At 68.2% G+C, this 12,307-nt stretch carries 10 protein-coding genes; all 10 read left to right on the top strand.

The window, feature by feature from the left end; genetic code table 11:
* Positions 1-28: 28 nt before the first annotated feature.
* The gene (hflK, locus tag ACW7GZ_RS00790) at positions 29-1,183 is read left to right on the top strand and encodes an FtsH protease activity modulator HflK (protein ID WP_457007332.1); all 1,155 of its coding nucleotides are present in this window, start codon (positions 29-31) and stop codon (positions 1,181-1,183) included.
* Entirely contained in the window at positions 1,180-2,043 is an 864-nt protein-coding gene (gene hflC / locus ACW7GZ_RS00785; protein ID WP_457001744.1) for a protease modulator HflC, read from the top strand. The genes hflK and hflC overlap by 4 nt, the downstream gene beginning before the upstream one ends.
* Positions 2,044-2,059: 16 nt before the next feature.
* A complete protein-coding gene (locus tag ACW7GZ_RS00780) occupies positions 2,060-2,248 on the top strand; it encodes a DUF2065 domain-containing protein (RefSeq protein WP_457001746.1) in 189 nt (62 codons plus the stop codon).
* A gap of 123 nt (positions 2,249-2,371) precedes the next feature.
* A complete protein-coding gene (locus ACW7GZ_RS00775) occupies positions 2,372-3,664 on the top strand; it encodes an adenylosuccinate synthase (protein ID WP_457001748.1) in 1,293 nt (430 codons plus the stop codon).
* Positions 3,665-3,716: 52 nt separating this feature from the next.
* The gene (locus ACW7GZ_RS00770) at positions 3,717-4,241 is read left to right on the top strand and encodes a YgjP-like metallopeptidase domain-containing protein (RefSeq protein WP_457007330.1); all 525 of its coding nucleotides are present in this window, start codon (positions 3,717-3,719) and stop codon (positions 4,239-4,241) included.
* 185 nt (positions 4,242-4,426) lie between these two features.
* The gene (locus tag ACW7GZ_RS00765; RefSeq protein ID WP_457007328.1) at positions 4,427-6,649 is read left to right on the top strand and encodes a TonB-dependent siderophore receptor; all 2,223 of its coding nucleotides are present in this window, start codon (positions 4,427-4,429) and stop codon (positions 6,647-6,649) included.
* 8 nt (positions 6,650-6,657) lie between these two features.
* Positions 6,658-6,942, top strand: a complete 285-nt coding sequence (locus ACW7GZ_RS00760) for an iron uptake protein (protein WP_457001772.1) — start codon at positions 6,658-6,660, stop codon at positions 6,940-6,942.
* Between the two features lie 14 nt (positions 6,943-6,956).
* A complete protein-coding gene (locus ACW7GZ_RS00755) occupies positions 6,957-8,630 on the top strand; it encodes a PepSY-associated TM helix domain-containing protein (protein ID WP_457007326.1) in 1,674 nt (557 codons plus the stop codon).
* Complete coding sequence (locus ACW7GZ_RS00750) at positions 8,623-8,943, top strand: DUF3325 family protein (RefSeq protein WP_457001776.1); 321 nt, start codon at positions 8,623-8,625, stop codon at positions 8,941-8,943. Before ACW7GZ_RS00755 ends, ACW7GZ_RS00750 begins: the two co-directional genes overlap by 8 nt.
* Positions 8,944-9,148: 205 nt before the next feature.
* Complete coding sequence (locus ACW7GZ_RS00745) at positions 9,149-12,283, top strand: TonB-dependent receptor domain-containing protein (RefSeq protein WP_457001778.1); 3,135 nt, start codon at positions 9,149-9,151, stop codon at positions 12,281-12,283.
* Positions 12,284-12,307: the final 24 nt, after the last annotated feature.

Here is a 12,307-nt window from a genome sequence, read left to right as displayed (position 1 = left end):
GTGGCGGGATCCCCAGACTGGAGCCAGCATGGCCTGGAACATCCCCGGCAAGAACAACGACGACCGCGGTTCGGGCCGCGATGGCGACAACGGTCGCCGCCAGAATCCCTGGCCGCCGCGCCGCAGCAGCGGCGGTGGCCGCGGCCGTGGTCCCTTCGACGGCATCCTCGACCAGCTTCGCGGCATGTTCGGCGGCAGCGGCGGCGGCAACCCGCTGCGCTGGATCGGCATCGCGCTGGTGCTGTGGCTGGCCTTCAACTGCTTCGTTCTGGTCGGCGAACAGGACCGCGGCGTGGTCCTGCGCTTCGGCAAGTTCGCGCGCGTCATGCAGCCGGGCCCCAACTTCAAGCTGCCGTGGCCGATCGAAAGCGTCACCAAGCTCAACACCACCGGCGTGCGTACCTTCAGCAACGCGCTGCCGGTGCTGACCCGCGACGAGAACATCGTCACCGTGTCGTTCAACGTGCAGTACCGCATCAGCGATCCGCAGACCTACCTGTTCGGTTCGCGCGACGCCGACCGCGTGCTGGAACAGGTGGCGCAGAGCGCCGTGCGCGAGCAGATGGGCCGTGCCAACCTGGACTCCGCGCTCAACGCGCGTGGCCCGCTGTCCGCCGCGGCCGCCACGTCGCTGCAGGCATCGCTCGACACCTACCGCACCGGCCTGATCGTGACCGAGCTCAGCCTGCAGGACGCGCGCCCGCCGGAGGCCGTCAAGCCGGCCTTCGACGAGGTCAACAGTGCCCAGCAGATGAACGAGCGCCTGGTGAACGAGGCCCGCGCCTACGCCGCCCGCATCGTGCCCGAGGCACGCGGCCAGGCGCAGCGCGTGCGCACCACCGCCGAGGGTTACAAGACCGCCGAGGTCGCCCGCGCGACCGGTGACGCCGAGCGCTTCACCCTGCTGGTCAACGAGTACGCCAAGGCGCCGGAAGTCACCCGCAAGCGCCTGTGGCTGGAGACGCTCGAAGATGTGCTGGCCGACAACCGCAAGGTCGTGGGCGGCGACGGCCAACAGCTGATCTACGTGCCCATGAACGGGCAGGGCGGCACGCCGCAGCAGCCGTTGCTGACCCCCGACATGGTCTCGCCGACCGTCAACGCCGCGCCTGAGCTTGATCCGAGGCCCGCGGCGGCGCCCGCCAACCTGCCGCGCCCGCCGCGCGAGGGAGCCACCCGATGAAGCCGCAATTCCTCGTTCCCATCGTCCTGGTCGTGATCCTCGGCCTGCTCGGCTCGATGTTCATCGTCCGCGAAGGCCAGGTCGGCCTGGTGCTGAACCTCGGCCGCGTTGCGCGCACCGATCTCGGTCCCGGCCTGCACTTCAAGATCCCGATGGTGGAAAGCGCGCGCGTGTTCGATCGCCGCTTCACCGCCAACGAGTTCCCGCCCGAGCGCTCGCTGACCTCCGAGCGCAAGGACGTCAGCGTCGACTTCGTCGCCATCGGCTTCATCGTCGACGTGGCGGACTTCTACCGCGCCACCGGTGGCAACGAAGAGCTGGTGACCGACCGCCTGGCGCCGATCATCAAGGACTCGCTGCGCAACGAGATCAACTCGCAGACCCTGACCCAGCTGGTGTCGGGCAATCGCGCCGAGCTGATCGACCGCCAGCTGCCGGGCATCAACGAAGGCGCGCAGACGCTGGGCATGCAGGTGGTCGACATCCGCTTCAAGCAGATCGACCTGCCCACCGACAGCGAAGTGATCGGCCAGGTCTACGATCGCATGCGTGCCGAACGCCGCCAGGTGGCAAGCGCCCTGCGCGCCGAGGGCGAGGAGCAGGCGCGCATCGTCCGCGCCGAGGCCGACCGCGAGCAGACCGTGCTGCTGGCCGAGGCCGAGCGCGACGCGCAGATTTTGCGAGGCGAGGGCGATGCCGAGGCGGCGAGCATCTACGCCTTGGCTGCGAACCGCGACCCCTCGTTCTTCGCCTTCCAGCGCAGCCTGGACGCCTACCGGCACGCGTTCTCCTCCGGTGAAGCGGTGATGGTTCTGGAGCGCGACGACCCCTTCCTGCAGTACATGCGCAGCGACCGCTGACGCGTGGGTGCCCGGCATGAGTGACCTGTGGGCCGCCCTGTGCCTGGTGGCCGTGTTGGAGGGGCTGCTGCTGTTCGCCGCCCCGGGCGCCTGGAAGCGGGCCATGGCGCAGATGCTGGCCACGCCGGACGGGCAGCTGCGAAGGATCGGAGGCGTCGTGCTGGCCGCCGGCCTGCTGGCCCTGTGGTGGCTGCGCCAGGGCTGAACCGCGCCACGGCAGCACTCCGGGCTGGCCCCCGGCGCCGAAAGCCGGGATAATCCACAAAAGCCGGAAGGGCCCGCTGCACAGCGCGGACCTCCGGCTTTTTCCCGTTCAAGGAGCAGTGTCATGGGTCAGTCGGTGGTGGTGCTTGGCGCCCAGTGGGGCGACGAGGGCAAGGGCAAGATCGTCGACCTGCTGACGCAGGACATCGGCGCGGTGGTGCGCTTCCAGGGCGGCCACAATGCCGGCCACACGCTGGTGATCGGCGGCAAGAAGACCGTGCTGCACCTGATCCCGTCGGGCGTGCTGCGCGATGACGCGCTGTGCCTGATCGGCAACGGCGTGGTGCTGTCGCCGGCGGCGTTGATGAAGGAAATCGGCGAGCTTGAGGAAGCCGGCGTCGAGGTGCGCTCGCGGCTGAAGATCAGCCCGGCCACGCCGCTGATCATGCCGTACCACATCGCCCTCGACCAGGCGCGCGAGAAGGCCGCCGGCGGCAAGGCCATCGGCACCACCGGCCGCGGCATCGGCCCGGCCTACGAGGACAAGGTCGCGCGCCGCGGCATCCGCGTGGCGGACCTGCACTACCCGAAGCAGCTGGAAGAGCTGCTGCGCACCGCGCTCGATTACCACAACTTCGTGCTCACCCGGTACCTGGGCGTGGACGCGGTGGACTTCCAGCAGACCTACGACGAAGCGCTGGCCTTCGGCGAGTACGTCGAACCGATGAAGTCCGACGTCGCCGGCATCCTCCACGACCTGCGCAGGCAGGGGAAGAAGGTGCTGTACGAAGGCGCGCAGGGCTCGCTGCTCGACATCGACCACGGCACCTATCCCTACGTCACCAGCTCCAACACCACCGTTGGCGGCGCGCTGGCCGGCACCGGCGTGGGTGCGGACTCGATCGACTACGTGCTGGGCATCTGCAAGGCCTACGCCACCCGCGTGGGCGGCGGCCCGTTCCCGACCGAGCTTGACGACGAGGACGGCCAGCGCCTGCGCGACCGCGGCCAGGAATACGGCGCCACCACCGGCCGCCCGCGCCGCTGCGGCTGGATCGACATCGTCGCGCTGAAGCGCGCGGTGGCGATCAACGGCATCAGCGGCCTGTGCATCACCAAGCTCGACGTGCTGGACGGCCTGGACAAGCTGAAGATGTGCATCGCCTACCGCTATCGCGGCAAGGAAACCGAGTACGCGCCGCTGGACGCCCAGGGCTGGGCGGAATGCGAGCCGGTGTACCTGGAGTTCCCGGGCTGGACCGAGGACACCCACGGCATCACCGAGTGGGACAAGCTGCCGCCGGCGGCGCGCGCCTACCTGCGTGCGCTGGAGGAGTTGGCCGGCTGCCCGCTGTCGATCGTGAGCACCGGACCGGACCGGAAGCACACGATGGTGCTGCAGGATCCGTTTGCTTGAGCGAGCGGCTTTCTGCATATGAAGGAACCCCGCTGCTGCGGGGTTTTTTCTGATGGACGCGCTGAAGTACCTCGGCGGTTATCCGCTGGAGGTGCAGGCGAAGGTGCGCGCGCTGATCGAGCAGGACCGGCTGGGCGCGCTGCTGGCCGCGAAGTACGGCGAAGGCCACGCGGTGCGCAACGACAGCCAGCTGTACGGCTACGTCCAGGACCTGAAGGACCGCCACCTGCGCAAGTCCGCGCCGCTGGGGAAGGTGATCTACGACGGCAAGCTGCAGGTGGTGAAGCACGCGCTCGGCACCCACACCACCATCTCGCGCGTGCAGGGTGGGAAGCTCAAGGCGAGCCGCGAGATCCGCATTGCCAGCGTGTTCCGCGACGCGCCCGCCGAGTTCCTCAAGATGATCACCGTGCACGAGCTGGCACACATGAAGGAAGCCGAGCACGACAAGGCGTTTTACCGGCTGTGTACGCACATGGAGCCGGATTACCACCAGTTGGAGTTCGACACGCGGCTGTATCTGACGCACCTGGACCTGGTGCGCCGGGCGGGCGGCCGATCACCGTCAGCGGGTTGAGTCCTGCAGTCCGGCCGAAGATCGCCTCGCTTCCAGCATTTGCAAAATGGGAATCGTTCGCATTTAATGTGCGACGACGGTGTCGGGCTCCGGCCGGCCGCGAAGTACAACCCGATCGTCCCGCCAGCCGAGGTCGCCAGCGGACACAGGGCTCGTCCCCTACGTCCGACAACCAGCGACCCTCAATGCCCTCCATCCGTCCGATCCCCCTGCGGCCAGCCCGCGACCGCTTCGCCGATCCCGCGTTCCGCGCCAGCCCGCTCCGCAGCGCCATCGCGCTGGCGCTGCCGCTCATGCTCGCCGCGGCCCCCGGCCTGGCCGCGGGCCAGTCCGCCGAAGCCGAATCTCCGCACGGCGCCACCGCCGCCACCACGACCGGCACCCTCGCCGCCACCGACCTCGACACCATCCGCGTCGTCGGCCAGCGCGCCAGCCGGGTCAGCAACGGCGCCACCAACCTCGACCTCTCGATCCGCGAGACCCCGCAGTCCATCAGCGTGGTCACTGCCGAACAGATGCGCCAGTTCGGCGCCGACAGCGTCAACGAGGCGCTGCGCCTGGCCACCGGCGTGCGCGTGGACGAGTGGGAGACCAACCGCACCAGCTACAGCGCGCGCGGCTTCGACATCCTCAACACGCAGGTCGATGGCGTAGGGCTGCCCAACGGCTGGGGCGTGACCACCGGCGCGGTCGATGCCGCCGGCTACGAGAAGGTGGAGGTGATCCGCGGCGCCAACGGGCTGCTGACCGGCGTGGGCAACGCGGCGGGCACGATCAACTACGTGCGCAAGCGCCCCACCAACGAGCGCGAGGGCAGGGTGGGGCTGTCGTACGGTTCGTGGAACACGCTGCGCGCGGAGGTCGACTACTCGACGCCGTTCACCGCCGACGGCACCTGGGCCGGGCGCGTGGTCGCGGCTCACGAGCACGGCGATTCCTGGCTCCAGGCGAACGAGAACGCGCGTGATTTTTTCTACGGCGTGGTCGATGGCCAGGTCGGCGAGAAGGGTACGCTGGCCTTCGGCTATTCGTACCAGCGCGCGGAGTCCGACGGCATCATGTGGGGCGCGCTGCCCTTCACCAACAGCGACGGCACGCAGCGGGCGTGGCCGCGCGGCGCCAGCACCACGCAGGACTGGACGTACTGGGATACCACCGCGCACGCGGCCTTCGCCGAATACACGCACGACGTGGCTGGCGACTGGGAGCTCAGGCTGTCGTACAACTGGCGCCGCAACACCGGCGACGACCGCATGTTCTACGCCTTCGACGGGCCGGGCACGGGGCTCGATCCGGAGACCGGCCTCGGCCTGGCGGGCTACCCCTGGGCCGGCGACGACGAGGCCACGGCGCACCTCGGCACCGCCACGCTCAACGGCACGTACCGCATGTTCGGCCGCGAGCACGAGGCGATGGTCGGTCTGAGCCGCGCGCGCAGCACCACCGACAACCGCGAGCGCACGGCGGTCGCTTCGTCGCCGGCATGGGGCCCGCTGCCGCCGTTCCCGTATCCGACCGATGCGATCCCGGAGCCGGCCTGGAGCGACCCTGCGCTCTATTCCGAACTGGACCAGGCGCTGACGCGCGCCTTCGCCGCCACGCGCATCGCGCTCACCGAGCGCTTCAAGGCCATCGTCGGCGCCAACCACGCGCGCTACCGCCGCAGCGGCCACTCCTACGACCTGGCCTTCGATCAGGCCACGCGCCACACCAGTCCCTACGGCGGCCTGACCTTCGACTTCAGCGACACCGTGCTGGGTTATGTCAGCTACTCCGACATCCATCAGCCGCAGGACCAGGTCGACGCCGACAACCGCTACCTCGACGCCAGCCAGGGCGTGAATTACGAGGCCGGTCTCAAGGCCGACTGGCTCGACGGGCGCCTGCTGACCACGGTCGCGGTGTTCAAGGCCGACCAGGAAGGCCTGGCCACGCCGACCGGCCAGTACAACGAATTCGGCATGGCGATCTACGCGCCGGTGGACGTGCGTTCGAAGGGCGTGGAACTGGAGGCGGTCGGCCGGCTCACCGAAAACCTCCAAGTGGTGGCCGGCTACACGGCGCTGCGGCTCGACGGGCTCAACGGCGGCGACACCTATCCCTGGGTGCCGCGCCGCGCGGCCAACCTGCTGCTGAGCGGGCGCTTCGCGACGCTGCCGACGCTGTCCTGGGGCCTGGGCGGACGCTGGCAGGGCGGCATCTTCAACACCGAGGCCAGCGGCTACCGGGTACGGCAGGACAGCTATGCGGTGGTGAACGCGTTCGTGGCCTGGGACATCGCGCCCGACGCCACGCTGCGGCTCAACGCCAACAACGTCACCGACGAGAAGTACATCAACACCCTGCGCTACAGCGGGTACTACGGCGCGCCGGCCAACTACACGGTCAGCCTCGACTGGCGGTTCTGATGGTTGCCATGCAGTCCACCACGAGCGTGCTGTCGCGCATCGCCGCCGCGGTGCTCGGTGGCTACGGCTTCGCCTGGGGCGTGGTGGCCGCGGCCACCGGCCTGATGGTCGCCGCCGGCATGGGTTTCCACGACGCCGAATTCCTGTCGAGCCTGCTCGGCGTGCTGGCCTTCCTGTGCGCGCTGCTGTGGGCGGTCGCGGCGCGGCGGCTGTGGCCGGTGTGGGCGGTGCTGGCGATCGGCGGCGCGGTGCTGGCCGGCACGGGATCCGCGGTGCAGGCCGCGCTGACCTGAGGAGGACGCAGCCGATGTTCGCAACGTTCCGCCAGGCGATGGCCTGGCTCCATACCTGGTTCGGCCTGGTGCTCGGCTTCGTGCTGATGGCCGCGTTCTTCTTCGGCGCGCTGTCGGTGTTCGACCGCGAGTTCGACCGCTGGGCGATCCCGGCCACGCGCATCGAGCCGCAGCCCATGCCTTCGTACGAGCAGGTGCTGCGCCCGGCCTTCGAGCGCATGCAGCCGACGGCGCAGGCCATCGATGCGATGCGACCGCAGGTCGACGGGCCCATGCCGGAGCGCTTCGACACCGTCGCCTACTGGAGCGCCTACACCACCCACCGCGATCCGGTGGTGGCGCTGTTCGCGGGTTGGGAGCTGCCGAACGCGAAGCACGATGGCGGGCAGATCTACGCCGAGGCCACCGTCGACCCCCGCGACGGCCACGTGCTGCCGGACGACCAGCTCAAGATCGGCAGCGGCTTCTTCTATCCGATGCACTACGGCCTGACGCTGGACTGGAAGAACCTCGGCGTCTGGATCGTCGGCTTCTCGGCGCTGGTGATGCTGGCGGCGCTGGCCAGCGGCGTGGTGATGCATCGCAAGCTGTTCCGCGAGTTCTTCACCTTCCGCCCGGGCAAGCAGCGGCTGCGCAGCGTGCTCGACCTGCACAACCTGACCGGCGTGGTCGCGCTGCCGTTCCACTTCTTCTTCGCGCTCACGGGCCTGCTGATCTTCGCGGCGACGTACTACTTCCCGCTTGGCCACACCCAGCTGCACGCGCTGCACGATCGTGCCGCGGCGCTGGAGGCGCAGCAGACCGGGCTGCCGCACACGCGCGCCGGCGTGCCGGCGGGCCTGGCCAACGTCGATGCGATGGTGGCCGACGCCCGCGCGCGCTGGGAGCAGGCCGGCAAGGCCGGCGACGTCGGCTTCCTGGTGCTGATGCATCCCGGCGACGCCAATGGCTATGTGAGCGTGTACCGCGCCGGCACCGACCGCATCGCGCTGGTGGGCGACGGCATCCACTTCAAGGCATCGAGCGGCGAACTGATCCGCGAGGACCCACCGCCGACCGCGGTCGGGCGCATGGCCGAGTTCCTCACCGGCCTGCACCTGCAGCATTTCCGCCACTGGCTGCTGCGCTGGCTGTACGTCTTCGGCGGCCTGGCCGGGGCGGTCTGCATCGCCACCGGCTTCGTGTTCTTCGTCGAGAAGCGCAAGCGCCAGCACGCCGCCCGCGGCCTGCAGGGCGCGCGCGTGGTCGATGCACTGGCGGTGGCCTCGGTGACGGGCATGGTGCTGGCCGCGCTCGGCATCCTCATCGCCAATCGCGTGCTGCCCTGGGACCTGCCGGCACGCGGCGACTGGGAGCAGCGTGCGTTCTGGGCCACCTGGGTGCTGGCGCTGCTGCATGCCGCGTGGCGGAGCGCGCCGGTGGCGCGCGGCCTGCCCAATCCGGCGTGGCGCGAGCAGGCGTGGGCGATCGCCGCATTCGCCACCGTCGCGCCGCTGCTCAACTGGGCGACGACCGGGGACCACCTGCTGCGCACACTGTCCGAAGGCTATTGGCCCGTTGCCGGCGTGGACCTGGCGCTGCTGGGCGTGGCCGCGGTCGCCGGTCTCGCGGCGCGCCGGCTGGGCCACCGCGCGAGCGTGCCGGCGCGCAGCCCGCCGAGGCCGGCCGCGGAAGCGCGCCATGCATGACCCCGCCGCGGCTTTCTGGCTGCTGGCCGCGGCGGCGTGCGCCTTCGCCGGCATGGGCTGGCTGGCGCTGGCCATGCCGCCGCACGCGCTGCAGGCCTGGGGCGAAGTGCCCGCGCCGGCGCAACTAAAGCGGCTGCGCGTGGCGGGCTGCGTTGCCATCGCGCTGGCGCTGGCCTGCTGCCTCGGCTGCGACCACGCCAGCATGGCGGTGCTGGTCTGGCTGATGCTGCTGGCCGCGGCCGCGGTGGCGAACGCCTTCCTGCTGGCGAGCCGGCCGCGGCGGCTGCGCCTGCTCGCGCCGTGGCTGCAGTAGGGGCGGATCGCCGACATGGATCGTATCCGCCACGCCGCTTTTCGTGGCTGCGTCTCAGCGTGGCGTAAGTCGCCTGTCACATTCCGCAACGACAATCTCGGTTCCGCATCCACGCGCTGGATGCGGAACGCGGTTGGCGCGCGACGCGCCTGATTCCGGTCTCCAGGAACGCCGCGCCCTCCCCAGCCTGAAGAGATAGTCGTCCATGTCCGTGATCAAGAATACGGCGCTGTACAGCGCCGTGATGGTGGCCCTGTGCATTTCGCCGGGTGCGTTGGCCAATGAACGGGTCGCCGCCCAGGAGCAGTCACCTGGCAACGAGTCGGTCGGCACCGGCACCGTCCTCGGCCGCGTGCTCGACCCGGCCACTGGCGAGTACCTGCGCAATGCGCGCATCAGACTGGACGGGCGTCAGGTGACCACCTCCGGCGACCGGGGCGAGTTCCGCATCACGGATGTCCCCACGGGCGGCCATGTGATCTCCGTCGAGTTCACCGGCTTCAGCCCCGATGAGCAGCAAGTCGAGGTTCGCGCCGGCGAAACCAGCGAACCCGTGTTCGAGATGTTCAGCAGTATCAGCACCGCGCAGGACGCAACACAGCTGGATACAGTGCAGGTGGTGGGAGCCCGCGAAGGCGATGCCAGGGCGATCATGGAGCAGCGCGCTTCGATGAACATCACCAACACCCTGTCGGCGGACAGCTTCGGCGAGATCGGCGACGGAAACGTCGGCGAGTTCCTGAAGTACATGCCTGGTGTGGACTTCGACGTCGTCGCGGACGATGCACCCCGCAATATTTCCCTGCGCGGACTGCCGGCCAAGTACACCGGCGTGACCGTGAATGGCGTCAGGCTTTCCGGAATCGACGCCAACTCGTCCAGCTCGCGGACCTTCAGCTTCGAGCAGATCGCGCTGGCCGGCGTCGACTCGATCAACATCTACAAGACCACCAGCGCGGACATGGACGCCAACGCGCCCGCCGGAACCATCGACATCCGCACCAGGAAGGCCTTCGACCGCAAGGGCCGCAACATCACGTTGAAGCTCGGCCTCACCACGCATTCCAACCTCTGGGACAGCTATGACAGCGGCCCGATCGAGGGTGGCTATGACAAGAAGTTCCTCCCCGTCAGCGAACTCGGCTTCTCCGACGTGTTCCTCGACGGGCGGCTGGGCGTGGCGGCCGGGATCAGCAGCACGACCAACCTGGTCGAGCAGGAACAGGTCACGGCCGGCCGCAACTACGTGCCGACTGCGGCCAGTCCACATGCATATGCGGTCCCATCGATCTCCGCGAACAACTATGGCCGCGAGTACAACCGCCGCGTGGCGCAGGTGGGCCTGGATTTCAAGGCCACCGACCAGTTGATCCTGTCGTTCATGGGCTCGGTCAGTCGTGGCGACATCGAACCGAACATCATCAATCCCGCGCTCACCACGCATGCGCGCTCGCGCGGCGTCATCGGCGATCCATCGCTGGACTTCACCACCCTGGCCGCGCCGACCGCGAACACCCTGAACGTCAACCACACCTACAACTACAAGGTCGGCTACACCCGGAACTTCATCCCGAGCTTTGAATTCAACAGCGAGAACTTCAAGCTCGACGGCAACCTGTTCTCGTCGCGCTCCAACAGCCGCTACGACGCCGGCAAGATGGGCCAGGTCGCGGACCTGCTCAACCCGGTGACTTCGCGCGGCAACTTCTCGGCGTCGCGCGACAGCTGGATGACCCAGGACTGGGACATCCAGCAACTGGATGGCTCGGACTGGTCCGACCCGGACAGTTTCGCCCTCGGGAACTGGGAGGGCTCCACCCGCCCGGCGGTCCGGACGAACTCCGGCAGCAGCGCCGAGCTGGACCATCGCGGTGGCGCCTTGAACTTCACGTTCTATCAGGACATCGGCGATGTGCCTGTGACCTGGAAGACGGGCTTCAAGGCGACCCGGGCCGACTATGGGTTCGACAACAACTCCGACGCCCTCCACTGGACTTACAACGGACCACTGAGCAATGCGGAGTTCCTGCGTGCCGTGCAGAGTGGCAACCAGTTCTCCGCGGGCGACACCGGCATGCACATCAGCACGTTGGGCGGTGGCCACGTGTACGTCCACAGCCTGACCAAGATCTACCAGATGATGAAGGACAACCCGGACGAATGGACGCACGCGATCACCCCGGACAAGTGGTACAACGCATACGTCGCCAACGTCCGTGAAATCGAGGAAAGCGTCAGCTCGCTCTATTTCATGGGAACGGCCGAGTTCACCGGCAAGCTCACGGGCCAGGCGGGCCTGCGCTGGGAGAAGACCGGGACCAGCAGCTTCGATTTCGATCCGCTGAGTCCCGAAGAAGTCATCGCCGCCGGCTACGACGTGTCGCCGGGAAGCGGCCGCGCGACGACCATCGACGGCCTGGAGTACCAGTACCTGACCCGGCCGAAGGTCGAGCGCAAGGGCGACTACGACCAGTTCTTTCCAAGCGCGTCCATCAAGTACAGCGTCACCGACAGCTTCGACGTGGTCGCGGGGTACAGCAAGACCATCCAGCGGCCCGAGGTCGGCGACCTGGCTGGCGTCTGGTCGATCGATTACGAAAGCGAAGACGGCGTGGTGCTCAATGCGCCAAACCAGAACCTCAGTCCGGAGATCTCGGACAACTTCTCCATCCGCGCAGTGAAGTACTTCGAGCCGGTCGGCTTGCTTTCGGTCAACTACTTCCGGAACAAGATCGACGGCCTGATCAATGAAGTCACCCTGAGCCCGGAGGACTTCGGATACATCGGCAATGATCCGGTCGACCTGGTCGTCACCAAGACCAACCTCGACGACTCGATCGAGATCGACGGCTATGAGTTCGAGTTCAATCACGCGATGGACTACCTGCCCGGCATGCTGCAGGGGCTCACCGTGCGTGCTTCGTATACGCACACCAACTCGGACTTCGTCCTGCCGCGCGTTGCCACGCAGGTGGCCAGCGTTGGCCTGGCGTGGAGGCATGGCCGGGGGCGCCTCAACCTCAACACGGTCTGGAGCGATGAGAAGGACCGGGGGCTGACGGGCAGCATCGTCAACGCCCATGGCGTCCGGATGAATCAGAAGCAGCCCTTCGACGACTACATGGAGGTCAACCTGTCCGGCAGCTACACCTTCATCCCGAAGACCAAGGACAACTTCATCGGCCTTGAGGCGTACTTCTCGGCGAACAACCTCTTCGACCAGAACCGGCACACCGTGTATTCGAACGGCGAAACCGGCTTGAGTGACAAGGGGCATCACAGCCAGATCTACATCCACAGCGGACGCCGGGCGGCATTCGGCATCCGTGCCCGCTTCTGACGATGGTCGGGAAGTTGACCAGGA

The organism is Luteimonas sp. A537 (genome assembly GCF_054052065.1).
Note: the sequence above shows the minus strand (reverse complement) of the source record. Positions and strands in the feature narration are given on the sequence as shown.

What these genes read in the sequence shown, in the direction of transcription:
- ACW7GZ_RS00775 (WP_457001748.1), top strand. Translation starts at nt 2,372, where the DNA reads ATGGGTCAGTCGGTGGTGGTGCTTGGCGCCCAGTGGGGCGACGAGGGC.
- ACW7GZ_RS00755 (WP_457007326.1), top strand. Translation starts at nt 6,957, where the DNA reads ATGTTCGCAACGTTCCGCCAGGCGATGGCCTGGCTCCATACCTGGTTC.
- ACW7GZ_RS00745 (WP_457001778.1), top strand. Translation starts at nt 9,149, where the DNA reads ATGTCCGTGATCAAGAATACGGCGCTGTACAGCGCCGTGATGGTGGCC.
- ACW7GZ_RS00750 (WP_457001776.1), top strand. Translation starts at nt 8,623, where the DNA reads ATGCATGACCCCGCCGCGGCTTTCTGGCTGCTGGCCGCGGCGGCGTGC.
- hflK (WP_457007332.1), top strand. Translation starts at nt 29, where the DNA reads ATGGCCTGGAACATCCCCGGCAAGAACAACGACGACCGCGGTTCGGGC.
- ACW7GZ_RS00770 (WP_457007330.1), top strand. Translation starts at nt 3,717, where the DNA reads ATGGACGCGCTGAAGTACCTCGGCGGTTATCCGCTGGAGGTGCAGGCG.
- ACW7GZ_RS00765 (WP_457007328.1), top strand. Translation starts at nt 4,427, where the DNA reads ATGCCCTCCATCCGTCCGATCCCCCTGCGGCCAGCCCGCGACCGCTTC.
- ACW7GZ_RS00760 (WP_457001772.1), top strand. Translation starts at nt 6,658, where the DNA reads ATGCAGTCCACCACGAGCGTGCTGTCGCGCATCGCCGCCGCGGTGCTC.
- hflC (WP_457001744.1), top strand. Translation starts at nt 1,180, where the DNA reads ATGAAGCCGCAATTCCTCGTTCCCATCGTCCTGGTCGTGATCCTCGGC.
- ACW7GZ_RS00780 (WP_457001746.1), top strand. Translation starts at nt 2,060, where the DNA reads ATGAGTGACCTGTGGGCCGCCCTGTGCCTGGTGGCCGTGTTGGAGGGG.